This window comes from Streptomyces sp. NPDC005263, from assembly GCF_042872365.1.
Taxonomy (GTDB): domain Bacteria; phylum Actinomycetota; class Actinomycetes; order Streptomycetales; family Streptomycetaceae; genus Streptomyces.
Genome location: NZ_JBIAKJ010000003.1, coordinates 1002992 through 1027568, shown reverse-complemented (window position 1 = coordinate 1027568; position 24577 = coordinate 1002992). Strand labels below are relative to the sequence as shown.

The following is a 24577-nucleotide window of genomic DNA, read 5'->3' as shown; positions in this document are numbered from 1 at the left end:
CATTTCCCTCCTTCCGCCACATATGCCCCACCCGTCACGGGCGGCCCCGGCGGCCCCGGCCGCACAGCACAAAAGGCGGGCACGTCTGCCGCGGTCCTTGGTACTGACCGCGGCAGGCATGCCCGCCTCCATGCCACCGAGCCGGTGGCGAAGCGCAGCGAGGGAGAACCAGACGAAGGGCGAGAACGCCGAACCGGGCGGCTGAGCTACGGGGGAGTACTCAGCCGCCCGGAGACCAAGGGCCGAGCCCGGGTTCAGGCCGGGCCCGGCCCTGTCCGTGTGGCCGTCAGGCCTTGGCGAGTTCCTTGTCGCCGCCCTGCTCGGGAAGCTCCGCGTGGGCGTCGTCGCCGCCGTCGGAGTCGTCGTCCAGGAGTGTCTTCTCGTCGAAGGGCAGGTGTCCGGCGAGGACCTGGTCGACGCGCTCGCGGTCGATCTCCTTGGTCCAGGTACCGATCAGGACCGTGGCGACGGCGTTGCCCGCGAAGTTGGTCAGGGCGCGGGCCTCACTCATGAAGCGGTCGATGCCGACGATCAGGCCGACGCCGTCCACCAGGGCGGGCTTGTGCGACTGGAGGCCGCCGGCCAGCGTGGCCAGACCGGCACCGGAGACACCGGCCGCACCCTTCGAGGCGACCAGCAGGAAGAGCAGCAGCGGGATCTGCTCGCCGACCGACATCGGCGTACCCATGGCATCGGCGATGTACAGCGAGGCCATGGTCATGTAGATCATGGTGCCGTCGAGGTTGAAGGAGTAGCCGGTCGGGACGGTGATGCCGACCACCGGCTTGCTGACGCCCAGGTGCTCCATCTTCGCGATGAGCCGCGGCAACGCGGACTCGGAGGAGGAGGTGGACAGGATCAGCAGGAACTCACGGCCCAGGTACTTGAACAGCGAGAGGATGTTCAGGCCCGCGACCAGGCGCAGCATCACGCCGAGCACGATGAAGACGAAGAGGAAGCAGGTGACGTAGAAGCCGAGCATCAGGACGGCGAGGCTCTTGAGCGCGTCGACGCCGGCGGAGCCGGTGACGGCGGCGATGGCGCCGAAGGCACCGATCGGCGCGGCCCACATCACCATGGCGAGGATGCGGAAGACGAGCCGCTGGACGTGCTCCACCCCGCGCAGGATCGGCGCGCCCGTGGAGCCCATGGCCTGCAGGGCGAAGCCCGTGAGCAGGGCGACGAGCAGGGTCTGCAGGACCGTGCCCGAGGTGAAGGCGGAGATCATGGTGGTGGGGATGATGGAGAGCGCGAAGTCGACCGGCGGCAGCGCTTCGGCGTCCACCTGACCCTGACCGGCGCTCTTGATCGCTTCGGTGATGTGCAGGCCCGTGCCGGGCTCCAGGATGTTGCCGACGACCAGGCCGATGGCGAGGGCGACCAGCGACATCACCATGAAGTAGCCGAGCGCGATACCGCCGACGGCACCGACCTTGGCGGCCTTGCGCACCGAGCCGATGCCCAGCACGATCGTGCAGAAGATGATCGGCGAGATCATCATCTTGATCAGGTTCACGAAGCCCGTACCGAGAGGCTTCAGCTCCACGGCGAAATCAGGTGCGGCCAGACCCACGGTGATGCCCGCGACGACCGCGATGATCACCGCGATGTAGAGGTAGTGGGTGCGGTCCCGCTTGGCTTTGGGTGTGGTAGCTGCCGTATTTGCTGCGCTGCTCACGGCGGCCCTCCTTGACGACGTCGTCGGCATCACCGGCGTGCGGCTCACGTCCGGGGGATGGGGATGGGGATGGGGTTCTATATGGCGGTTGTGCATGGGGGGATGCGGCGACTATCTCCCGTCGTGTGAGGGCGGTCACCCTTCCGTTCATATAGTTCACAATCAGCCAAGAGGCAGACTGACGACATGCACGTCCGTGTCCCGACACCCCGCAGCCTGGCGGGCCAGCTCTTCGCCATGCAGGCCGTCCTGATCGCGGTCGTCGTCGCCGGGTACGCGCTGTTCACGTACGTCAGTGACCGCGGCCAGGCGGAGGACGCCGCCCGTCGGCAGGCCCTGGCGGTGGCGCGGTCCGTCGCCGACTCCCCGTCCGTGCGGGAGGCGATCGGCACCCCCGATCCGACGGCCCGACTCCAGCCGTACGCGCTGCGGGTGATGACGGACACCGAGGTCGACTTCGTCACGATCATGAATCCGCGGGGCATCCGCTGGACCCACCCCGTGGAGACCGAGATCGGCCAGCACTTCCGCGGCAACATCGGCCCCGCCCTGAAGGGACACCCCTTCACCGAGACCTACACGGGCACCCTCGGCCCCTCGGTCCGCGCGGTCACCCCCGTCGAGGACGGCGACCACCGCGTCATCGGCCTGGTCAGCGCCGGCATAAAGGTCGAGGAGATCAGCAAGCGGGTGCAGGGCCAACTGACCGCCATGCTCGGGGTCGCGGCCGGTGCGCTCGCCCTCGGCGCGATCGGCACGTACGTCGTCAACGCCCGGCTGCGCCGCCACACCCACAACATGAACGCGGCCGAGCTGAGCGCCATGCACGACTACCACCAGGCCGCGCTGCACGCCGTACGCGAGGGGCTGCTGATGCTGGACGGGCAGTTCAGGGTGGCGCTCATCAACGACGGCGGGCGGGAGTTGCTCGGGGTGGCGTCCGAGGGGGACGTGGTGGGCCGGTCGGTCGCGGAGATCGGCCTGCCCGCCCCGCTCACCGGGGCGCTGCTGGCGTCGGAACCACGGGTGGACGAGGTGCACCTGACGGCGGCCCGGGTGCTGGTGGTCAACACGTCCCCGGTGTCGGGCGGCGAACGCCGGGGAACTGTGGTCACCCTGCGCGATGTGACCGAACTCCAGTCCCTGATGGGCGAGTTGGACTCCGAACGCGGCTTCACGCAGGCCCTGCGCTCGCAGGCGCACGAGGCGGCGAACCGGCTGCACACCGTCGTCTCCCTGATCGAGCTGGGCCGCGCGGAGGAGGCGGTGGACTTCGCGACCGCCGAACTGGAGCTGGCCCAGGCCCTCACCGACCAGGTGGTGGCGGCGGTGGGCGAGCCGGTGCTGGCGGCCCTGCTGCTGGGCAAGACCGCCCAGGCCAACGAGCGGGGCGTGGAGCTGGTGGTGTCGGACGACAGCCGCCTGGACGACGGCCTGCTGCCGGACTCCCTCCCCTCCCGTGACCTGGTCACCATCCTCGGCAATCTGATCGACAACGCGGTCGACGCGGCGCAGGGCGGGGTGCCGGCGCGGGTGACGGTGACGGCGTACACCGAGGACCGTGAACTGGTGCTCCGGGTCTCGGACACCGGGGACGGCGTCGACCCCGCGCACACGGAGGCGGTCTTCCAGCGGGGCTTCTCGACGAAGCCGGCCGGACCGGGCGGACGGGGCCTCGGCCTCGCTCTCGTACGGCAGGCGGTGAACCGGCACGAGGGGTCCCTGACGGTGGCGGAGGCCGACGGGGGCGGGGCCCAGTTCGAGGTACGGCTGCCGCTGGGGGGCGGGGACGGGTCCGGGCGGGTGTCGGAGGAGGCCCTGGTGTCGGGCAGTGGGGTCGTGCCCGCAGTCCACGGGGGCGGTCCGGCCACTGGGGGCCGGACTCCGCTGGGCAGCGCGGTCACCGGGGGAAGCGCGGTTCACGGGGACGCGGTGTCCGGCGGCAAGCCGGTTTCTGGAGGCGACGCATGACGACCGAGCAGCAGTACATCCGGGTCCTGGTGGTGGAGGACGACCCCGTCGCCGCCGACGCCCACGTCATGTACGTCAACCGGGTCCCGGGTTTCACCGCCGTCGGCAAGGCCCACACCGGCGCGGAGGCCCGCCGCGCGCTGGAGCGCACACCGGTCGACCTGCTCCTCCTGGACCTCCACCTGCCGGACGTGCACGGCCTCCAACTGGCCCGCTCCCTGCGGGCCGCGGGCCACCACGCGGACGTCATAGCGGTGACGTCCGCACGGGACCTGACCGTGGTGCGGGAGGGCGTCTCCCTCGGCGTCGTCCAGTACGTACTGAAGCCCTTCACCTTCGCGACCCTGCGGGACCGCCTGGTGCGCTACGCCGAGTTCCACGCGTCGGCGGGCGAGGCGAGCGGCCAGGACGAGGTCGACAGAGCCCTGGCGACGCTGCGGGCCCCGGGGCCGGCCGCGTTGCCGAAGGGACTGAGCGGGCCGACCCTGGAGCGGGTCACCGGCGCGCTGCGCGAAGCGGAGGAGGGCCTGACCGCGGCGGGCATCGCCGAGGCGGTGGGCATCTCCCGCATCACGGCCCGGCGGTACCTGGAACACCTGGTGGAGTCGGGACGGGCGGAACGGGCGCCTGTGTACGGGCAGGTGGGGCGGCCGGAGTTGGTGTACCGGTGGGTGCGGGGGGTTGTGGGGCGGGGGCGTTAGGCAGCGCGTCCTCGATGCTCTCCGTGTCCGGTGCGGGCAGGCGCAGCCCCCGGGACTCGGCGACACGCAGGGCGTCGGTCAGACACTCGGCGAGCCGGATGCCGGCGTAGCGCACCTCGGTGTACGGCGACGCGGGGTCGTCCAGCACGGTACGGGCGAGGTCGAGCACGTCGACGCCCATGGCCAGTTGTGTGGCCTCCAGCTCGTCGGCGAGACGGGACACATACCCGCCGTGGCTGTCCGTGACCAGGTAGCACGGGTTGCCGCCGGGGGACGGCCAGGGCAGCAGACGGGGAGAGGTGGATGTCGGTTCCATCAGACGGCCACCTCCTGCGCGCCGATCAGGTGGCGCGGCCATTCGAGGGTGCGGCGGATAAGGTCGTGCATGTCGACGCTCCTGTTGTAAGCGTTGGCCGTGCCCCGGGAGGTCTAGCCACCTCGCCGGGGTCTGTCATTCCGACCATACCGCCAACTGCGTCCCCCTGCACCCCTCTGCGTCCTACTGCTTCACACCGCTGCGGGACGCGTTCCACCCCTGCGTCAAGCGTTGGGCTGCGGCACGGTGGAGGCATGAGTGAGCTCCCGCGCTACGAGTACGTGAAACTCGCCGATGCCGTCGCGGCCGACATCGCGTCCGGCAAGTTGCCGCAGGGGGCCGCCCTGCCGGGCGAGCGAGCCATGACGGAGCTGTACCGCGTGAGCATCGGCACCGTGCGCCGCGCCATCGTCGAACTCCGGAAACGTGGGCTCGTCGCCACTCTGCCCGCCAAGGGGACGTACGTCATCGCCATGCCGGAGCCCGCCAGCGACGCACCCGAAGAAGGCGAGCCGAGCGCCTGAAGGGGCTCCCACCCGATAACCGCCGCACACGCATTGACCTGACTAGACCACTCCTCTTACGTTCACACGGCAGCCATCCCGGCCACAGCGACGTGCCCGCAGGAGGTCATGCCCGTGCGCCCCACCGCCGTCCGCTCCACTTCCTTACTGATCGCCCTTCTCGTCACCTCGGCCACCGTGACCGCCTGCGGCGGCGGTTCCGGCAGTGACCCGGACACCCTGAAGGTCTCCTTCAAGCAGTCCACGGACAACTCGATCCATGTGATGGACGACTACCTCGCCGGCGTCAAGAAGCAGTTCGAGAAGGAGAACCCCGGCAAGAAGGTCGAGCTCGTCCCCATCAAGGCCCCGGACTCGGAGTACTACACCAAGCTCCAGCAGATGCTCCGCTCCCCCAAGACCGCCCCGGATCTGGTCTACGAGGACACCTTCCTCATCAACTCGGACATCACCAGCGGGTACTTGAAGCCGCTCGACCCCTACCTCGCCAAGTGGCCGGACTGGGGACAGTTCATGGACACCGCGAAGGCCGCCGCCAAGGCCGAGGACGGTAAGACGTACGGCGTCCCGGACGGCACGGACACGCGGGGCCTGTGGTTCAGCAAGGACATCTTCCGCAAGGCCGGCCTGCCCGCGGGCTGGCAGCCGAAGACCTGGGACGACGTCCTCGCCGCCGCGCGCACGATCAAGAAGAAGGTCCCGGACGTCATCCCCCTGAACGTCTACACGGGCAAGCCGGTCGGTGAGGCCGCCACCATGCAGACCTTCGAGATGCTGCTCTACGGCACCGGCGACGCGGGCGGCCAGGATCCCCTCTACGACCGGACGTCGAAGAAGTGGGTCACCGCGGGCGACGGCTTCAAGGACTCCCTCTCCTTCGTCGAGACCGTCTACAAGGAGAAACTCGGCCCGGACATCGAGGACGCCCTCGACCCCAACGTCATGACGAGGGTCCGCGGCGAGTGGCTGCCCAAGGGCAAGCTCGGTATCGCCCTCGACGGTTCCTGGCTCCCGCAGGACTGGCTGAAGGGCAGCGGACACGAGTGGCCCGAGTGGTCGAAGGAACTCGGTCTCGCCGCCATGCCCACCCAGCACGGCCAGGCCCCCGGCAAGGTGAGCATGTCCGGCGGCTGGACCTGGTCCATCCCGGACAAGTCCGCCAACCCCGACCTCGCCTTCGACTTCATCAAGACCCTGCAGACCAAGGCCAACGCCCAGAAGTGGTACATCGCCAACTCGGGAATCGCCGTCCGCAAGGACGTCGCCGCCGATCCCGCGTACACCACGGCCCAGCCCGGCATCACGTTCTTCACCGACCTGGTCGCCAGCACCCACTACCGGCCCGCCTATCCGGCGTACCCGAAGGTCTCCACCGCCATCCAGGAGGCGATGGAGGGCGTGACGACGGGTGACCAGCCCGTGCCCCAGGCGGCGCGGGCCTACGACGACGCACTCAAGGAGGCCACGGACAACCAGGTGGTCGACAAGTGACCACCGCCGCACCGCGGGCGACGGGTCCGGGGGCGGCGAAGCCCCCCTCGGACCCGCCCCCCGCACCGCCCGACGCTCCGCGTGTCCCCCTGCGCCGCTCGCTCGTCCGTGCCCTCCCCGTCTCCCCCGCGCTGGTCCTGCTGCTGCTCTTCCTCGCGGGCCCGATCGTCTACTGCGTCTGGATCGCCTTCACCGACCTCCAGCTCACCGGCCAGGCCGAGTCGTCGTTCGTCGGTCTGGAGAACTTCCGTACGGCGTTCCAGGACGAGGAGTTCCTCAACGCCGTATGGCTGACGCTGGTGTTCACGGTCATCTCGTCGCTGATCGGGCAGAACACCCTGGGCCTGGCCCTGGCCGCCCTCATGCGGCGTGCCTCGAAACCGGTCCGTACGCTCACCGGCGGGATCGTGATCACGGCGTGGGTGCTGCCGGAGGTGGTCGCCGGTTTCCTCCTCTACGCCTTCTTCCGCCGCGAGGGCACCCTGAACGCGATTCTGGACTGGCTCCATCTCCCGTCCCAGAACTGGCTGTTCACGCTTCCCATCCTCGCGGTGTCCTTCGCGAACGTGTGGCGGGGGACGGCCTTCTCGATGCTCGTGTACTCCGCCGCCCTCAACGAGATCCCGAAGGAGATCACCGAGGCGGCGGAGGTCGACGGGGCCGGTGGATGGCGCCGTATGTGGCACATCACGCTCCCGATGATCCGTCGCTCCATCGCCACGAACCTGATGCTCAACACTTTGCAGACGCTGTCCGTCTTCGGGCTCATCTGGGTGATGACCAGGGGCGGCCCGGGCGACAAGAGTCAGACGCTGCCCCTCTTCATGTACGAACAGGCCTTCCAGAACAGCATGATCGGCTACGGAACCGCGGTCGCGCTGCTGCTGCTCCTGGTCGGCTCGCTGTTCTCGCTCATCTACCTGCGCCTGCTGCGGACGGAGGTCTGACGACACATGGCGCTGACGCTCTCCTCCCGCCGCCGCAGCCGCCGGCTGGCCGCCGACGCCGGACTGTTCGTGCTCGCCGCCGCCTTCGCGCTGCCGCTGGCCTGGGTGGTCCTGTCGTCCCTCGACCCGCGCGCCGACCTCAGGGTGAAGGCGCCCGACGGCCTCACCCTGGGCAACTTCGACGCGATCCTGACGTCGGACATCACCTTCACCCCCCTGCTGAACAGCCTGATCCTGTGCGGCGGCGCGACCGGACTGACGGTGGTGTGCGCGGCACTCGCGGCGTACCCCCTGTCCCGGTTCAGGTCCCGCCTGAACCGTCCGTTCCTGCTCACCATCCTCTTCGCGACCAGCCTGCCGATCACCGCGATCATGGTGCCGGTGTACGCGCTGTTCGTGCGGGTGGACCTGATCGACACCATGCAGGGCACGATCTTCTTCTTCGCCGCCTCCCAACTGCCGTTCGCCATCTGGCTGATGAAGAACTTCATGGACGGCGTACCGAGGGAACTGGAGGAGGCGGCCTGGACGGACGGCGCGTCCTCGCTCCAGTCACTGGTCCGGATCGTGCTCCCCCTCATGGGGCCGGGAGTCTCCGTCGTGACGGTGTTCTCCTTCGTGATGATGTGGGGGAACTTCTTCGTCCCGTTCATGCTGCTGCTCACCCCGGACCAGATGCCGGCCTCGGTCAGCATCAACGAGTTCTTCGGGAATCGGGGCATGGTGGCCTACGGGCAGCTGGCCGCGTTCTCCGTCGTCTACTCGACCCCGGTGATCCTGCTGTACGTGCTGATCGCCAGGCGGTTGGGCGCGGGGTTCGCGCTCGGCGGGGCGGTCAAGGGGTGAGGGGTGAGGGGTGAGCCCGGCGCGCACGATCAGCGGGCGCTGTCGGGGTGGCGGCGCGAGAGGGAAACGTTCGGATTGCGCCGCCGGTTCTCGTCCCTCTCACGACTGATCGCCGTGTTGACCATGACGTACGCACCTTCGACGTCCGCCCGCCCGGGCGAGACCCGCTGAGTCCCGTCGGCGCCGACCGTCTCGGAATGCCGGACGTTCGGCGCCTCCGGAGGCTAGCGAATATGCCCCTCTACCTTGCCATTCGCCTCGTGCACGAGAGCGACGCCCCGCCCCCGCACCCGCCCGGGCGCCCTCCGCGACCCTCCCCACCAGCACCCGGTCCGGCGACAGACGATCTTCGGCCACCTCGAACCCACGGCCGAAACCGTATGTTCCTACAATCTGTGATCCTGGCCGAACTGACCGTAGTCACCGCTCGGTGGCGCCCCTAGCTTGTGGGCCGTGCGCCGACCCCCACAGCCGAATCCGTCCAGCCCACCGCCGCCTCCCCCGTTCGACGCTCCCGTCGCCCGCAGACTCAGGACCGCTCTCGGAATGGGACCCGAACATGTCGCCTACGGCATGCGGGTCTCCTACGGGCTCCCCCATGTGACCCCCGACCTGGTGATCGCCTGGGAGCGCCGGATCGCCACTCCCAGCAACCCCGAACTCATCGGACTCGCGGGCGTGTTGTGGTGCTCCCCCGGTGACCTCATCGGCAGACCACGCACCCTGCGCGAGCACCGGATCGCCCGCGGGTTCGCGCCCGAGGACGTGGCGCGAGCCGTCGGGCTCGAACTCCTCGCGTATCTCAGCATGGAGGAGCACGACGAGTGGCGCGGCACCGGCCGGCAGTCGTCCGCGCTGGCCGCCCTGCTGGACCTCTCACTGCCCGACCTGGTGACCGTCACGGGCCACGAGCCGAAACTCGCCGAGCTGCTGCGCGACGCCATGACGAAACGGTGGCAGTCGTACGTCCGCCCGGTCGCGAAGATCGTGCCGCTGGGCCGACGGCTCCTGGAGGACAGCCTCAGGAAGCTGCACCGGCAGTACCAGGGACAGCTGGTCTCCCCCCTCGGCTGGGGCGGCACCGCCGGTGAGGCCGGGCAGGACTTCCTGGACCGGGTGGTCGACCACTTCTGGACCACGGTCCAGGACGACACCTAGAAACCAGGAGGGTGCTGACAATCTTGGCGGGGCTCCCGACCTCCTAGAAGACCGACTCCGCCTCGTCCATCCGGTCCTTCGGGACCGTCTTCAGCTCGGTCACCGCCTCCGCGAGCGGCACCATCTCGATGTCGGTGCCGCGCAGGGCGGTCATCCTGCCGAACTCGCCCCGGTGCGCGGCCTCCACCGCGTGCCAGCCGAAGCGGGTGGCGAGGACACGGTCGTACGCGGTCGGTGAGCCGCCGCGCTGGACGTGGCCGAGGATGACCGGCTTGGCCTCCTTGCCGAGGCGGCGTTCCAGCTCGTAGGCCAGGGCCGTACCGATGCCCTGGAAGCGCTCGTGGCCGAACTGGTCGATCGCGCCCTTGCCGTAGTCCATGGTGCCTTCGGCGGGGTGGGCGCCCTCCGCGACGCAGACGACGGCGAACTTCTTGCCGCGGGAGAAGCGCTCCTCGACCATCTTGACCAGGTCCGCCGGGTCGAAGGGCCGCTCGGGCAGGCAGATGCCGTGGGCGCCGGCCGCCATGCCGGACTCCAGGGCGATCCAGCCCGCGTGCCGGCCCATGACCTCGACGACCATCACGCGCTGGTGGGACTCGGCGGTGGTCTTGAGGCGGTCCATCGCCTCGCTGGCGACACCGACCGCGGTGTCGAAGCCGAAGGTGCGGTCGGTGGAGGAGATGTCGTTGTCGATGGTCTTCGGGACGCCGACCACCGGCAGGCCCGCGTCGGCCAGCATCCGCGCGGCCGTCAGCGTGCCCTCGCCGCCGATCGGGATCAGCGCGTCGATGCCGAAGTCGCGCGCGATGTCGTACGCGTTCTCGCAGGCCTCGCGCAGCCGGTCGCGCTGAAGCCGGGAGGAGCCGAGGATGGTGCCGCCACGGGCCAGGATGCCGCTGACGGCGTCGAGGTCGAGGGTGCGGTAGTGGCCGTCGAGCAGGCCGGCGTAGCCGTCCTCGAAGCCGATGACCTCGTCGCCGTAGTGGTCGACGGCTCGGTGCACGACCGACCGGATCACGGCGTTCAGGCCAGGGCAGTCGCCGCCTGCGGTGAGCACTCCGATGCGCATCGTGCTGTGTCTCCTGCTCGCTTCGATACCGGTGAGCCAGTCCCGATTGTTTCATGCCCGCAGGACGGCGTCGCCGGTCACCACTGACGGGCGCCCTATATATCGCGGGAGGTATTGTCAAGAGGGTTCTGCTCACCGCGGTGGGCTCTTTTTATGAGCCCACGATTCCTCCGGGCCACGATTCCCCCCCGGGCCCACGATCGCCCCAGAGCAGACGGAACGAAGACGACGACGGAACGGAGACCGCGCGTGACCCGCAGCGTGTACGTGACCGGCATCGACCGTGGCGACGGCCGCCAGGTCGTCGAGCTGGGGGTCATGGAACTCCTGACCCGGCAGGTCGACCGGGTGGGCGTGTTCCGTCCCCTCGTCCACGACGGCCCCGACCGTCTTTTCGAGCTGTTGCGCGCCCGGTACCGGCTGTCCCAGGACCCGGCCACCGTCTACGGCATGGACTACCACGAGGCGTCCGCCCTCCAGGCCGAGCGCGGCGCCGCCGAACTGGTGTCGACCCTGGTGGACCGCTTCCACCGGGTCGCCCGCGACTACGACGTCGTCCTGGTCCTCGGCACCGACTACGCCGACACCCAGTTCCCTGACGAGCTGTCGCTCAACGCCCGGCTGGCGAACGAGTTCGGCGCGTCGGTGATCCCGGTGGTCGGCGGCCGGGGGCAGACCGCGGAGTCCGTGCTCGCCGAGACCCACAACGCCTACCGCGCCTACGACGGCCTCGGCTGCGACATCCTCGCCATGGTCAGCAACCGGGTCGCCCGGGACGACCGCGACAAGATCGCCGAGCAGCTCCACTCCCGGCTCCCCGTGCCCTGCCACGTCCTGCCCGACGAACCCGCCCTGTCCGCGCCGACGGTCGCCCAGATCGCCCACGCCCTCGGCGCCAGGGTCGTCCTCGGCGACGACTCCGGACTCGCCCGGGACGCGCTGGACTTCGTGTTCGGCGGGGCGATGCTGCCGAACTTCCTCGGCGCCCTCACGCCGGGCTGCCTGGTCGTCACCCCCGGCGACCGCGCCGACCTGGTCGTCGGTTCGCTGGCCGCGCACAGCGCCGGAACCCCGCCGATAGCCGGCGTGCTGCTCACCCTCGGTGAGGTGCCGGGCCCGGACATCCTCACCCTCGCGGCCCGCCTCGCCCCCGGCACCCCGGTCCTGTCGGTGGCCGGCACCAGCTTCCCCACCGCCGCCGAGCTCTTCTCCCTGGAGGGAAAGCTGAACGCGGCCACCCCGCGCAAGGCGGAGACCGCGCTCGGCCTCTTCGAGCGGTACGTCGACACCGCCGACCTCAAGCAGCGGGTCTCCGCGCCGAGCAGTGACCGGCTCACCCCGATGATGTTCGAGCACAAGCTCCTGGAGCAGGCCCGCTCCGACCGGCGCCGTGTGGTGCTGCCCGAGGGCACCGAGCCGCGCGTCCTGCACGCGGCCGAGGTGCTGCTGCGCCGCGGGGTGTGCGACCTGACCCTGCTCGGCCCGGTCGACCAGATCCGCAAGAAGGCCGCCGACCTCGGCGTCGACTTGGGCGAAGCCCAGCTGATCGACCCGGCCACCAGCGAGCTGCGGGACTCGTTCGCCGAGAAGTACGCGGCCCTGCGCGCCCACCGGGGCGTCACGGTGGAGCTGGCGTACGACGTCGTCTCGGACGTGAACTACTTCGGCACTCTGATGGTCCAGGAGGGCCTCGCCGACGGCATGGTGTCGGGGTCGGTGCACTCCACGGCGGCCACCATCCGGCCGGCCTTCGAGATCATCAAGACGAAGCCGGACGCCGACATCGTCTCGTCCGTCTTCTTCATGTGCCTGGCCGACAAGGTCCTGGTCTACGGCGACTGCGCGGTGAACCCGGACCCGAACGCCGAGCAGCTGGCCGACATCGCCGTCCAGTCGGCGTCCACCGCCGCGCAGTTCGGTGTGGCGCCGCGGATCGCGATGCTGTCGTACTCGACGGGTACGTCCGGTTCGGGCGCCGACGTCGACAAGGTGCGCGAGGCGACCGAGCTGGTGCGTTCGCTCCGGCCCGACCTGCGGATCGAGGGGCCGATCCAGTACGACGCGGCCGTGGAGCCGTCGGTCGCGGCGACCAAGCTGCCGGGCTCCGAAGTCGCCGGTCAGGCCAGCGTGTTGATCTTCCCGGACCTCAACACCGGCAACAACACCTACAAGGCCGTGCAGCGGTCGGCCGGCGCGATCGCCGTCGGGCCGGTGTTGCAGGGTCTGCGCAAGCCGGTCAACGACCTGTCCCGGGGCGCGCTCGTCTCGGACATCGTCAACACCGTCGCCATCACGGCGATCCAGGCCCAGCACCCCAACGAGAAGGCAACCGCCCAGTGAGCCCGTCCCGCGTCCTCGTCCTGAACTCCGGTTCCTCGTCGGTGAAGTACCAGCTGCTCGACATGCGGGACAGCAGCCGGCTGGCCGTGGGGCTCGTCGAGCGCATCGGCGAGCAGTCCTCCCGGCTCAAGCACACGCCGCTCGCCCGCGGTGGGGAGTCCCGGGAGTGGGCCGCCCCGATCGCCGACCACGACGCGGCCCTGAAGGCGGTCGCGGAAGAGCTCGCGAAGGACGGGCTCGGACTCGACTCGCCGGAGCTGGCCGCGATCGGGCACCGGGTGGTGCACGGCGGGAAGTCCTTCACCGAGCCGACGGTGGTCGACGAGGCCGTTCTCGCCGAGATCGAGCGGCTGATCCCGGTGGCCCCGCTGCACAACCCGGCCAACCTCACCGGCATCCGCACCGCCCGGGCACTTCGGCCCGACCTTCCGCAGGTCGCCGTCTTCGACACCGCCTTCCACACCACGATGCCGGAGTCGGCCGCCCGCTACGCGATCGACGTGAAGACCGCCGACGAGCACCGGATCCGGCGCTACGGCTTCCACGGGACCAGCCACGCCTATGTGTCCCGGGCGACGGCGAAACTGCTGGGCAGGACGCCCGAGGACGTCAACGTGATCGTGCTGCACCTGGGCAACGGGGCGTCCGCCTCGGCGGTCCGGGGCGGGGTGTGCGTGGACACCTCCATGGGACTGACGCCTTTGGAAGGACTGGTGATGGGTACGCGCTCGGGAGACATGGATCCGGCCGTCATCTTCCATTTGATGCGCGTTGGCAAAATGTCCACGGACGAGATCGACACTCTTCTCAACAAGAAGAGCGGATTGATCGGTCTGTGCGGGGACAACGACATGCGGGAGATCCGCCGCCGGATCGACGAGGGTGACGAACAGGCCCGACTGGCCTTCGACATCTACATTCACCGGCTGAAGAAGTACATAGGCGCCTATTACGCCGTACTCGGACGGGTGGATGCGGTCGCCTTCACAGCGGGAGTCGGGGAGAACGCGAGCGCGGTGCGGGAAGCTGCGGTGGCGGGCCTGGAAGGGCTGGGCCTGGCCGTGGACGGCGCGCTCAACGCCGTACGCGGTGACGAGCCTCGACTGATCTCGCCCGGGAACGCGCGGGTCGCCGTCGCGGTGGTCCCCACCGACGAAGAACTGGAGATCGCCACACAGACCTACGCACTGGTCGGGCAGTAACAAAATGCGGCTCGGCCGCGTGGCCCGCTGAGCAATACACGGCAGTAACACGCCTGAGCGCAGAGCCGCCCATTTGTATCTTCCACCAGACGGAATATTCCGTAGCGAAACAAACCGATAGGATCGCCCCATGCGCCGTTCGAAAATCGTCTGTACTCTCGGCCCCGCGGTCGACTCCCATGAACAACTCGTGTCGCTGATCGACGCCGGCATGAATGTGGCCCGCTTCAACTTCAGCCACGGCAGCCACGCCGAGCACCAGGGGCGGTACGACCGCGTCCGTGCCGCCGCCAAGGAGACCGGCCGGGCCATCGGTGTGCTCGCCGACCTGCAGGGCCCGAAGATCCGTCTGGAGACCTTCGCCGAGGGTCCGGTGGAGCTGGAGCGCGGTGACGAGTTCGTCATCACGACCGAGGACGTCCCCGGTGACAAGCAGATCTGCGGAACGACCTACAAGGGCCTGCCCGGTGACGTGACCCGGGGCGACCAGATCCTGATCAACGACGGCAACGTCGAGCTGAAGGTCACCGAGGTCGAGGGCCCCAAGGTCAGGACGATGGTGATCGAGGGCGGTGTCGTCTCCGACCACAAGGGCATCAACCTGCCCGGCGCGGCCGTGAACGTCCCGGCGCTGTCCGAGAAGGACATCGAGGACCTGCGTTTCGCGCTGCGCATGGGCTGCGACCTGGTGGCGCTGTCCTTCGTCCGGGACGCCTCGGACGTCGCGGACGTGCACAAGGTCATGGACGAGGAGGGCCGCCGGGTCCCCGTCATCGCCAAGGTGGAGAAGCCGCAGGCGGTGGAGAACATGGAGGACGTCGTGATGGCGTTCGACGGCGTGATGGTCGCCCGTGGCGACCTGGCCGTCGAGTACCCGCTCGAGAAGGTCCCCATGGTGCAGAAGCGCCTGATCGAGCTGTGTCGGCGCAACGCCAAGCCGGTGATCGTGGCGACCCAGATGATGGAGTCGATGATCACCAACTCCCGTCCGACCCGCGCCGAGGCCTCCGACGTGGCCAACGCGATCCTGGACGGCGCCGACGCGGTCATGCTGTCCGCCGAGTCGAGCGTGGGCGCGTACCCGATAGAGACCGTGAAGACGATGTCGAAGATCGTCGCCGCGGCCGAGCAGGAGCTGATGTCCAAGGGCCTGCAGCCGCTGGTCCCGGGCAAGAAGCCGCGCACGCAGGGCGGTTCGGTGGCCCGCGCCGCCTGCGAGATCGCCGACTTCCTCGGCGGCCGCGGTCTGGTGGCCTTCACCCAGTCCGGCGACACCGCCCGCCGCCTCTCGCGCTACCGCGCGGTCCAGCCGATCATCGCGTTCACCACCGACGAGTCCACCCGCAACCAGCTGGCGCTCAGCTGGGGCGTGGAGCCGCACGTCGTGCCGTTCGTGAACAGCACCGACGAGATGGTCGACCTGGTCGACCAGGAGATCGCCAAGCTCAACCGCTTCAACCCGGGCGACATCTGCATCATCACCGCGGGCTCGCCCCCCGGCGTCGCCGGCACCACCAACATGCTGCGCGTCCACCACCTCGGCGGCGGCTCGCGCGTCTGAGTGGGCGTTTCCCCAGTTGCCCTCAGGGGATCGAGGACCGGCGGAGCGAGGACGTTCCGATTCCGGTCCTCGACCTTTTCTCATGTGGCGCCGGGGCTGCCCGGCTCGACGATGACCACAGACGATGACCGCATAGGGCGACTCCGGGCGGCGGGCGCCTGCGCGACACAGTGATCCACGGATCATCCAACGCGCCAACTCCCGTCGCGACAAGAGGAATTCAACTGTGACCACGTCCATCATCGTCACTGGCGCGTCCGCGGGGCTTGGGGAGATCACCGCCGGGGAGCTCGCCGCCGCCGGCCACCATGTGATCCTCGCCTGCCGCAGCGCCGAGCGCGGCGAAGCCGCGGCCGACCGCATCCGGGCCCGCACTCCCGGCGCCGGTCTGGAGGTGCTCGAACTCGACCTCGCCTCGCTGGAGTCGGTCCGTACGGCGGCCGGGACGCTGCTGGCGGACACCGGCCGGCCGCCGCTGCACGGACTGGTGTGCAACGCGGGCGTCCAGGTCGTCAACGGGGTACGGAAGTCGGCCGACGGGCACGAACTCACCTTCGCCACCAACCACTTGGGCCACTTCCTCCTCATCCGACTGCTCGCCGACCACATCGCCGCTCCGGGCCGGATCGTGCTGGTCTCCAGCGAGGTGCACCAGGGGCCGCTCAAGTCGATGGGCTTCCCCGCGCCGCGCTGGCAGCACCCCAGGGCGCTGGCCGACCCGGCGCAGACCGAACTGGGCGGCTCGCCCAAGGCGGGCCGCGTCCGCTACGCCACCTCGAAGCTCGCCAACCTCTACCTGACGTACGAGCTGGCCCCCCGCCTCGCCGCCCGCGGGATCACCGTCAACGCCTTCGACCCGGGCCTGATGCCGGAGACCGGGCTCGACCGGGACTGGCCGGCCTGGATGCAGCGGATCTACCACACGACGGCCCCGCTGCTCGTCCGGATCCTGCCGGGCACCCGCACCGTGGCCCGCTCCGGCGGCGACCTGGCCTGGCTGGCGACGTCCCCCGACGTCGCCGAGGTCACCGGGACCTACTTCTCGGGGCGCCGACGGCGCGCCAGCTCCCGGCAGTCGCACGACAGCGCCCTCGCGGCGGAGCTGTGGGAGGTCTCGGAGGAACTCGTCGCCGAACACCGCCCGTGACACCGGCCCCCGCGTCCTGGTCGGAGCACACCACCGGTGGCTGCGACGTACGGGTGCTGCCCGGCGGGCACTTCTACCTCCAGGACCGCCAGGAGGAGGTGGCGGCCCTCACCCTCGACTGGGTCGGCACGCTGCGCCCCACCCGAAGTCCCTGAGTCACGGCCACCGGCAGGCAACACGCTTCCCGCGGCCTGTACGCCACAGAGGGCGCCCCCTGGGAAGGGGGCGCCCTCTGCTCTGTGCGCGGCTCCCGAACGGGCTTGTACGGGCATACAGGAGGCTTACTCGCTGAACTGGCGCATCCCCGGTACGTGCAGGGTGCCGCCGAACTGGGCGGCCTGCGTCACCTTCGCGTTGGTGAAGTAGATCAGCGGGATGTTCAGCGGCGGCGGGTTCTCCGGATCGAAGGTGATCGGGATCAGACCGAACAGGTTCCCGGAGATGCTCTCGGTGTACATGATCGTCTTGCCGTCACGGATCGTGGACGTCGTGCCCTTGCCCGCCTGCACGTGGTACGTCTTGCCGTTCTCCGTCACGATCTGGTGCAGGTCGCCGATGTCGGTACCTTCGGAGATGACGTACTTCAGGACCTTCTTGGTCTTGCCGTTGGCGGTCCTGACGTCGACGACGCCCTGGTAGTCCGCGCCCTTCAGGAGCAGCGAACTGGCTTCCAGCCGCCAGGGCTTGTCGGGCAGCGGGACCTTGTTGTCGACGCCGCCCTCCTCGTCCGTGGCGACCGGGCAGTCCTCCGCGTCCGTCCCGGAGCTCGCGGACGGGCCGGGCGAGGCGGTGGCCCCGTCGGCGGCGTCCCCGGCTGCCTTCTCGACCGCCTTGGTGGTGTCCTCGACCGTCTTGGAGGCGCCGTCGGTCGTGTCCTTCACGGTGTCGCCCACCGTGTCGGTGAGCTTCTTGGTGGCGTCCGTGAGGGAACCGGAGGTGTCCTTGCCGGTGCTCGCCGCGCTGTCGGAGCCGTCGCTCGAGCTGTCCGGGCTCGCGGAGGCGGAGGGGGTGGCCGACGGTGTCGGGCTCGCGCTGTCCGACGCCTTGGTACCGCCGGTGAGGATCCCGCCGATCGCGTCGCCGATGTCGTCCAGCAGGCCGCCGCCGCTCTCGGAGGGCGAGGGGCTGGCGGCGTCGGACGCCGGGTCGCTCTCCTCGCTCGCCGAGGCCGAGGAGGACGGTGCCGGGTCCGTCTTGTCGTCGGAACCTGAATCCGACGAAGAGGAGCCGCCCGAGGACGCGGAGGGGTCCGGGTCCGGCTCGGCCGAGTCACCCTTGTCCGAGGAGTCGGAGGAGTCGTCGGCGGACGGGTCCTTGGCGTCGTCCCCGCTCGCCGAGGCGGACGGCGACGGACTGGCCGACGGCGACGCGCCGTCCTCCAGCGCCGTGAGGCAGTCCTTGTACTCGTCGGCCGTCAGGCTCTTGGACGCCGGCTGGTCGTCGGCGAGCGCGAGGGTCGGCGTGAATCCCATCCCCATGAGGACCGCGGTCGGCATCGCCGCCAGGGCTATCGCCTTGCCGGCCGGCACGTGGAACCTGGTGAACAGCGGCTTCTTGGGTGCCGCGTGGCGCGGCCCGGTTCTCGCACGGGACGCCTCCACGTCAATCCCGTGGGTCACCTCGTCAGCCGGCACTGTGCCTCCCGTTCGCCCCGTTGCCCGGGATCGTTCCTGACAGATCGTTCGGCCCGTTCGTCCCGTCCACCGGCCTGAGGATGGTGGTGTCGGGGTCCGTCGCCGCGGTGTCCTTGGTGAAGGCGACACCCGGGACCGCGCCCTCGGGGGTACCGCCCGCGCTCGCGGGCACCCCCGGCGGCTGCGACACGGGCGGCTGGCCCGGTACCCACGACACGGCCATCGCTCCGCCGACGAGGGCGAGGAGGAAGCCGACGACGAAGCCGCCGAAGTTGGACACCGGGAGGGACACCAGGCCCAGCAGGATCGCCGCGACGCCCGCGAACGTGCGGACGTGCTTCTGGAACCAGAGGCTGAGACCCAGGACGAACAGCAGCACGCCGATGATCAGGGAGCCGGCACCCGCGGTGGTGGCCATGGCCAGCGTGACGTGACCCAACTGGAGGTTCGCGTACGGGAAGTAAAGGATGGGGAAGCCGGCGAGCGTGACGAACAGACCGGCCCAGAACGGCCGAGTACCCCGCCAGGCGCGGAAGTTCCGCCGGAAGACCGAGAGGTAGTGCTCATCGCGGCCGGGCGCGGCAGGAGTTTCGGCGCTCATGGAAAACAGCTCCCTGGAACGGCGTTGCTGTGGTGAGTGGTTACTGCGGGACGAGAGTGGACGGGCGGGGGTGCCGGTGGCTCCCCCGCCCATCGCGAGTGCCTAGTAGCACTCCTTGACGCCCTTGGACAGCGACATCTTCAGGCCGCTGAGCTTGAACGTACCGGCGGTGGTCGCCCACGCCGTCTGCTTCACGTCGGTCAGCGTGGCCTTGGTGGCCTGCTGCGCGAAACCGAACGGGTTGGCGCTGTCGCCGCTCTTGATGCCGGGACCCTTGTCGAGGTCCTTGCCCGCCACACCGATGTCGATGTTCTCGAACGTGGCATCCGCCGAGAGGTCCTCGACGTCGATGTACAGGTTGTCGGCCTGTACCGGCGTGCTGCCGCCGCCCGCCTTCAGGATCAGGCTGACCGATCCGAGCAGCGGGATGTCGGGCGTGACCACGGACTGGCACATGTTCGTGATCGAGGCCTGCTTGAAGGCCGAGACCGCGACGGGGTGAGCCGTCTTCTTGCCGTCGAGGGTGTACCCCGAGTCAACGGCCCCGTACTGCGAGAAGCCCGTGCCGACCAGCTTGTCGGCCGTGACCTTGAACGACTGCCCCGACACGCTGAACGACGCCGCGAGGGCGTTGTTCGCGAGGGCGAGACCTATACACGCCGTGGCGGCGACGCTGGGCACCATCACCACAGCGAACCGCTTCCATCTCGTCCCGCCACGCACCTGGGACTCCATATTTCCTCCTTCTCGGACGTACATCTCCTGGCCCTGGCTGCCCCTTCGACTCGACGGCTCAGCCGGGCAGGGATGGGAGAAGTGCTACGTCCTCGGGAAGGGGAGCGCCCGCACTCGGAGGCTCTTACCGCGCCCGAATCACCGGCGATCACCCCCGAGCGACAACCACTGGTCGCGCCTGAACACGCATCACGCACAACCCTGCTGGACAGGCTTCGCCCGTAGGCGAAGACCCCCCTGTCCTGGAGCCGACGTCACTGCCGCCGACTCCGCTCGGTGGGGATCCAGGGAATCCCGTCGACCCAACCGGCTGCCGGGGTACGGGAATGGACCGAGCGTCGCCGATCGTGGTGCATTCTCGCCGCTGAGGCAAGGGGGGTCGTTACTCGCTAGTAACGGCCGTATAACCGAACAACGACCCGCTGGTCTCGGTCGGCGACGCTGGGTGTCACCAGAGGCCAGGACAAAGTCATTGATCGGTGGACAGAAACCGACAGATCCGCGCCGTTGTCTTACTGCCAGTAACAGCGGCCGCGTTTACCAAGATTTGGTAAAGCGCGGCCACCCCAGCCGTTCATCGGCCAACTTTTCACCTGGGCATCACAAGCTGCGACGTTTAGCGACTGGTCAGAACCGGGTCGCCGCCCCGGTCAGAACAGCGCCCGCGCGAGCGCCCTGCGCGCCGCCGCGACCCGCGGATCGTCGCCGCCCACCACCTCGAACAGCTCAAGCAGCCGACGGCGTACGGTGTCCCGGTCGTCGCCCGCCGTGCGGCGCACGGTGTCGATGAGCCGCCCGAAGGCGTCCTCGACGTGACCGCCCACCAGATCCAGGTCGGCGGCGGCGATCTGCGCCTGCGCGTCGTCCTGCCTGTCGGCCGCCTCCTTGCGCACCTGCTGCGGGTCCAGGCCCTGCACCCGCTGGAGCAACTCGGCCTGGGCGAGACCCAGTTTCGCCTCGCTGTTGGCCGGGTCGTCACTCAGGACGTTCCGGTAGGCCTGGACGGCACCGCCGAAGTCCCCGGCGTCCAGGGCCCGTACGGCGGCTTCGAGGAGCGAGTCGTACGGGCCGGCCGGCGCCTCGGCGGCCGGCTGCTCGGCGCCGGCCGGCTCGGCGTCCGGGTCGACGACCAGACCGGTCAGACCGAAGCGCTGCTCGGCGACCTCCACCAACTGGTCCAGGGTCTGCCGGATCTGCGCCTCGGCGGCGGCCCCCTGGAAGAGCGGCAGGGCCTGCCCGGCGACGACGGCGAAGACCGCCGGGATCCCCTGGACCCCGAACTGCTGCATCAGCATCTGGTTGGCGTCGACATCGATCTTGGCAAGCAGAAAACGCCCGTTGTACTCAACGGCGAGTCGCTCCAGGACGGGGCTCAGCTGCTTGCAGGGCTGACACCACTCGGCCCAGAAGTCGATGACGACGGGCACCTCGGCCGACCGTTGCAGGACATCCCGCTCGAACCCTGCTTCATCGACGTCGATGACGAGATCGGCCGGGGAGAGCCCGCCCGTCCCGCCGCCCTGTCGGGCCGCTTCGGCGCGCGCCTGCTCCGCCTTCGCCTTGGCCTCCTGGGCCGCCTTCACCGCGGCGAGGTCGACGACTCCGCTCATGGACATGTTCCGTGGCTGCATGCGTCTATCCTCCCCCGTTCTCCCGCCTGCGCGAAAAGCGTTCTGAAAGCCGGTCGTGCCACGTGCTGTCCGGCGCGGGATCCCCACCCCGCACCCGTGGTTTCGCTACGAGTCGTAGCGTAATGGCACGAGGCGCTTCCGGAACACCCGGCCCCGGTGATCTCCCTCACGACCCCGCCCGAACCCACGGCTATGGTCGAGGGATGCAGAGCCGCCCTGCCGCCCCGCGCGCCGCCGGACGCCCCCGCAGCGCGACCGCGGACACCGCGATCCTCGCGGCCACCCGGGAGGCCCTGGCGGAACTCGGCTGGTCCAAGCTGACCCTGGGCGACGTGGCGCGGCGGGCCGGCGTCGCCAAGACCACGCTCTACCGCCGCTGGGCCGGCAAGAACGAGCTGGTCGTCGACGCGGTCGCGGAACTCTTCGACGAACTGGAACTCCCCGACCGGGGCAGCCTCGCCGCCGACATCGAGGGCGTGGTCCTGCAGTTCGCCGCGATCCTGGACCGACCGGAGGCGCGGAACGGCCTGATGGCGGTGGTCGCGGAGGCGACCCGCGACGACGCCCTGCGCGAACGCGTCCGCGCCTCGATCGTGGACCGCCAGAAGCGCCTGGTCCTGACGGGCCGCTCCCGCGCCCAGCGGCGCGGCGAACTCGCCCCGGAGGCAGCCCCGGAGGAAACCGCCCGCAAGATCGACCTGATCTTCGACATGGTCGCCGGCGCGGTCGTCCACCGCACCCTGGTCAGCGCCGAACCGGCGGACGAGGAGTGGGCACGCGACTTCACCCGGGTACTGGTGCTGGGGCTGACGGCGGCGGAGGGGTAGAGAGTTCGGGATCCGCACGGGGCTCGTACGCGCCTCAGAACCCGGCCGGCTCCGTGTAGACGCCCCACTCGTCCCGCAGCACCCCACAGACCTCGCCGAGGGTCGCCTCCGCCCGTACCGCGTCCAGCATCGGCTCGATCATGTTGGATCCGTCCCGCGCGGCGGCGACCATCGCGTCCAGTGCGGCCCGCACACCGGCCTCGTCCCGCGCGGCCCTGCGGGCGGCCAGCGCACGCACCTGCTCCCGCTCCACCTCGTGGCTGACCCGCAGGATCTCCAGGTCGCCGGTGACCGACCCGGTGTGCGTGTTGACACCGACGACCTTCTTGTCGCCCTTCTCCAGGGCCCGCTGGTAGCGGAAGGCGGACTCGGCGATCTCCCCCGTGAACCAGCCGTCCTCGATCCCGCGCAGGATCCCGGAGGTGACCGGCCCGATCGGGTGCTGTCCGTCCGGGTGGGCGCGCAGCCCCCGCTCCTTGATCTGCTCGAAGATCTTCTCGGCGTCCGCCTCGATCCGGTCGGTCAGCTGCTCGACGAACCACGAACCGCCCAGCGGATCGGCCACGTTGGCGACCCCGGTCTCCTCCATCAGTACCTGCTGGGTGCGCAGCGCGATCTCCGCGGCCTGCTGGGAGGGCAGCGCGAGGGTCTCGTCGAGGGCGTTGGTGTGCAGCGAGTTGGTGCCGCCCAGCACGGCGGCCAGCGCCTCCACGGCCGTCCGCACCACGTTGTTGTACGGCTGCTGCGCGGTCAGCGAGACACCGGCGGTCTGGGTGTGGAAGCGCAGCCACTGCGCCTTGTCGGTCCGCGCCCCGTACACGTCCCGCATCCACCGCGCCCAGATGCGGCGCGCCGCACGGAACTTGGCGATCTCCTCGAAGAAGTCGAGGTGGGCGTCGAAGAAGAAGGACAGCCCGGGTGCGAAGACATCGACGTCGAGTCCGCGGCTCAGCCCCAGCTCCACGTACCCGAAGCCGTCGGCGAGCGTATACGCCAGCTCCTGCGCGGCCGTCGATCCGGCCTCGCGGATGTGGTAGCCGGAGACGGACAGCGGCTTGTAGGCGGGGATGCCCGCCGCGCAGTACTCCATCAGGTCGCCGATCAGGCGCAGGTGCGGCTCGGGCGTGAAGAGCCACTCCTTCTGGGCGATGTACTCCTTGAAGATGTCGGTCTGCAGGGTGCCGTTGAGGACGCCCGGGTCGACGCCCTGCCGTTCGGCGGCGACGAGGTACATGCAGAACACCGGGACGGCCGGACCGCTGATGGTCATGGAGGTCGTGACGTCACCCAGCGGGATGTCCCGGAACAGGACCTCCATGTCGGCCGCCGAGTCGACGGCCACGCCGCAGTGCCCGACCTCGCCCAGCGAGCGCGGGTCGTCGGAGTCCCGCCCCATGAGGGTCGGCATGTCGAAGGCCACGGACAGCCCGCCGCCGCCGTTGGCCAGGATCATCTTGTAGCGCTCGTTGGTCTGCTCGGCGTTGCCGAACCCGGCGAACTGCCGGATGGTCCAGGTGCGCCCGCGGTAGCCGGTCGGGTACAGGCCGCGGGTGAAGGGGTACTCCCCCGGCCAGCCGATCCGTTCGAAGCCGTCGTACGCGTCCCCCGGCCGTGGCCCGTACACAGGATCCACGGGATCCCCGGACAGCGTGGAGAAGTCGGCCTCACGCCTGCGCGCGGCGTCGTACCGGGCCTGCCAGCGTCGACGGCCCTCTTCGATGGCGTCAGCGTCCATACCATCGAATTTACTAGGACGTCCTAGTATATGTCGATCGCAGACCGCCGTACGCGTGTCGTACGGCGGCGCGGGTTACGCCTTGGCGGTCACCGGGGCGTCGTCGGCGATCTTCGCCTCCAGCTCGCGGGTGACCTTGCGCTCCACGAAGAAGGCGGCCGTGGGGATGGTCCCGGCCAGCAGCACCCACAGCTGCTTGGCCACCGGCCACTTCGCCTTCGAGCCCAGGTCGAAGGCGAAGACCAGGTAGACGACGTACAGCCAGCCGTGCGCGATGCCCACGACGCGGGTGAAACCGTCGGCGCCGTCCATGTCGAGCAGGTACTTGGCGATCACGCCGAGGGTCAGCAGGACCAGCAGCACACCGGTGACGTAGGCCATGACGCGGTAGCGGGTCAGCACGCTCTTTTTCATGCGTACGAGCGTAACCACGCACTCCGGTAGATCTTGCCCCGGGTCGGTC

Annotated in this window: 21 protein-coding genes; 13 read left to right on the top strand and 8 right to left on the bottom strand. The window is 69.7% G+C overall.

What is annotated here, in order from left to right; translation table 11 throughout:
* Positions 1-286: 286 nt before the first annotated feature.
* On the bottom strand, positions 287-1678 hold the full coding sequence (locus ACFYRY_RS18400) for a cation:dicarboxylate symporter family transporter (protein ID WP_389146075.1): 1392 nt from the start codon (positions 1676-1678) through the stop codon (positions 287-289).
* 186 nt (positions 1679-1864) lie between these two features.
* On the opposite strand from ACFYRY_RS18400, the gene ACFYRY_RS18395 reads away from it, so the two are divergent.
* From ACFYRY_RS18395 to ACFYRY_RS18365, 7 genes are all read left to right on the top strand, one after another.
* The gene (locus tag ACFYRY_RS18395; protein WP_389146072.1) at positions 1865-3649 is read left to right on the top strand and encodes an ATP-binding protein; all 1785 of its coding nucleotides are present in this window, start codon (positions 1865-1867) and stop codon (positions 3647-3649) included.
* The gene (locus tag ACFYRY_RS18390) at positions 3646-4350 is read left to right on the top strand and encodes a response regulator (RefSeq protein WP_389146070.1); all 705 of its coding nucleotides are present in this window, start codon (positions 3646-3648) and stop codon (positions 4348-4350) included. Before ACFYRY_RS18395 ends, ACFYRY_RS18390 begins: the two co-directional genes overlap by 4 nt.
* Before the next feature lie 570 nt (positions 4351-4920).
* Complete coding sequence (locus ACFYRY_RS18385) at positions 4921-5190, top strand: winged helix-turn-helix domain-containing protein (RefSeq protein ID WP_389146068.1); 270 nt, start codon at positions 4921-4923, stop codon at positions 5188-5190.
* Positions 5191-5298: 108 nt separating this feature from the next.
* The gene (locus tag ACFYRY_RS18380; RefSeq protein ID WP_389146065.1) at positions 5299-6681 is read left to right on the top strand and encodes an extracellular solute-binding protein; all 1383 of its coding nucleotides are present in this window, start codon (positions 5299-5301) and stop codon (positions 6679-6681) included.
* Entirely contained in the window at positions 6678-7628 is a 951-nt protein-coding gene (locus tag ACFYRY_RS18375; RefSeq protein ID WP_389146062.1) for a carbohydrate ABC transporter permease, read from the top strand. The genes ACFYRY_RS18380 and ACFYRY_RS18375 overlap by 4 nt, the downstream gene beginning before the upstream one ends.
* Positions 7629-7634: 6 nt before the next feature.
* Positions 7635-8474: a carbohydrate ABC transporter permease gene (locus ACFYRY_RS18370; protein WP_356763908.1), complete on the top strand. Its 840-nt coding sequence runs from the start codon at positions 7635-7637 to the stop codon at positions 8472-8474.
* A gap of 453 nt (positions 8475-8927) precedes the next feature.
* Positions 8928-9632 carry a helix-turn-helix domain-containing protein gene (locus ACFYRY_RS18365; RefSeq protein ID WP_389146060.1) on the top strand — a complete coding sequence of 235 codons (705 nt, stop codon included), beginning with the start codon at positions 8928-8930 and terminating at the stop codon, positions 9630-9632.
* 43 nt (positions 9633-9675) lie between these two features.
* Here ACFYRY_RS18365 and ACFYRY_RS18360 read toward each other — a convergent pair whose 3' ends face one another.
* Positions 9676-10701, bottom strand: a complete 1026-nt coding sequence (locus tag ACFYRY_RS18360) for an ATP-dependent 6-phosphofructokinase (protein ID WP_389146057.1) — start codon at positions 10699-10701, stop codon at positions 9676-9678.
* 249 nt (positions 10702-10950) lie between these two features.
* Here ACFYRY_RS18360 and pta point away from each other — a divergent pair, with 249 nt between their 5' ends.
* From pta to ACFYRY_RS18335, 5 genes are all read left to right on the top strand, one after another.
* Positions 10951-13041 (top strand): phosphate acetyltransferase, encoded by a 2091-nt coding sequence (pta, locus tag ACFYRY_RS18355; protein WP_389146054.1) that lies wholly within the window; start codon positions 10951-10953, stop codon positions 13039-13041.
* On the top strand, positions 13038-14243 hold the full coding sequence (locus tag ACFYRY_RS18350; protein WP_389146051.1) for an acetate kinase: 1206 nt from the start codon (positions 13038-13040) through the stop codon (positions 14241-14243). Before pta ends, ACFYRY_RS18350 begins: the two co-directional genes overlap by 4 nt.
* Before the next feature lie 130 nt (positions 14244-14373).
* Positions 14374-15804, top strand: a complete 1431-nt coding sequence (pyk, locus tag ACFYRY_RS18345) for a pyruvate kinase (RefSeq protein WP_389146048.1) — start codon at positions 14374-14376, stop codon at positions 15802-15804.
* A 226-nt stretch (positions 15805-16030) separates the two neighbouring features.
* Positions 16031-16951, top strand: a complete 921-nt coding sequence (locus tag ACFYRY_RS18340) for an SDR family NAD(P)-dependent oxidoreductase (protein ID WP_389146045.1) — start codon at positions 16031-16033, stop codon at positions 16949-16951.
* Positions 16948-17106: a hypothetical protein gene (locus ACFYRY_RS18335; RefSeq protein WP_389146042.1), complete on the top strand. Its 159-nt coding sequence runs from the start codon at positions 16948-16950 to the stop codon at positions 17104-17106. The genes ACFYRY_RS18340 and ACFYRY_RS18335 overlap by 4 nt, the downstream gene beginning before the upstream one ends.
* Positions 17107-17232: 126 nt before the next feature.
* Here ACFYRY_RS18335 and ACFYRY_RS18330 read toward each other — a convergent pair whose 3' ends face one another.
* From ACFYRY_RS18330 to ACFYRY_RS18315, 4 genes are all read right to left on the bottom strand, one after another.
* Positions 17233-18585 (bottom strand): hypothetical protein, encoded by a 1353-nt coding sequence (locus ACFYRY_RS18330; RefSeq protein ID WP_389146039.1) that lies wholly within the window; start codon positions 18583-18585, stop codon positions 17233-17235.
* Positions 18575-19186, bottom strand: a complete 612-nt coding sequence (locus tag ACFYRY_RS18325) for a DUF6114 domain-containing protein (protein WP_389146036.1) — start codon at positions 19184-19186, stop codon at positions 18575-18577. Before ACFYRY_RS18325 ends, ACFYRY_RS18330 begins: the two co-directional genes overlap by 11 nt.
* 102 nt (positions 19187-19288) lie before the next feature.
* Positions 19289-19921 (bottom strand): DUF6230 family protein, encoded by a 633-nt coding sequence (locus ACFYRY_RS18320; protein ID WP_389146033.1) that lies wholly within the window; start codon positions 19919-19921, stop codon positions 19289-19291.
* Between the two features lie 650 nt (positions 19922-20571).
* Positions 20572-21552 carry a tetratricopeptide repeat protein gene (locus ACFYRY_RS18315; RefSeq protein WP_389146030.1) on the bottom strand — a complete coding sequence of 327 codons (981 nt, stop codon included), beginning with the start codon at positions 21550-21552 and terminating at the stop codon, positions 20572-20574.
* A 203-nt stretch (positions 21553-21755) separates the two neighbouring features.
* Here ACFYRY_RS18315 and ACFYRY_RS18310 point away from each other — a divergent pair, with 203 nt between their 5' ends.
* A complete protein-coding gene (locus ACFYRY_RS18310) occupies positions 21756-22379 on the top strand; it encodes a TetR/AcrR family transcriptional regulator (RefSeq protein WP_389146027.1) in 624 nt (207 codons plus the stop codon).
* Positions 22380-22413: 34 nt separating this feature from the next.
* Here ACFYRY_RS18310 and ACFYRY_RS18305 read toward each other — a convergent pair whose 3' ends face one another.
* Together ACFYRY_RS18305 and ACFYRY_RS18300 are read right to left on the bottom strand one after the other, a co-directional pair.
* Positions 22414-24114: a methylmalonyl-CoA mutase gene (locus ACFYRY_RS18305; protein WP_389146025.1), complete on the bottom strand. Its 1701-nt coding sequence runs from the start codon at positions 24112-24114 to the stop codon at positions 22414-22416.
* Between the two features lie 75 nt (positions 24115-24189).
* Positions 24190-24528 carry a DUF3817 domain-containing protein gene (locus ACFYRY_RS18300; protein WP_389146022.1) on the bottom strand — a complete coding sequence of 113 codons (339 nt, stop codon included), beginning with the start codon at positions 24526-24528 and terminating at the stop codon, positions 24190-24192.
* Between the last annotated feature and the right edge of the window lie 49 nt (positions 24529-24577).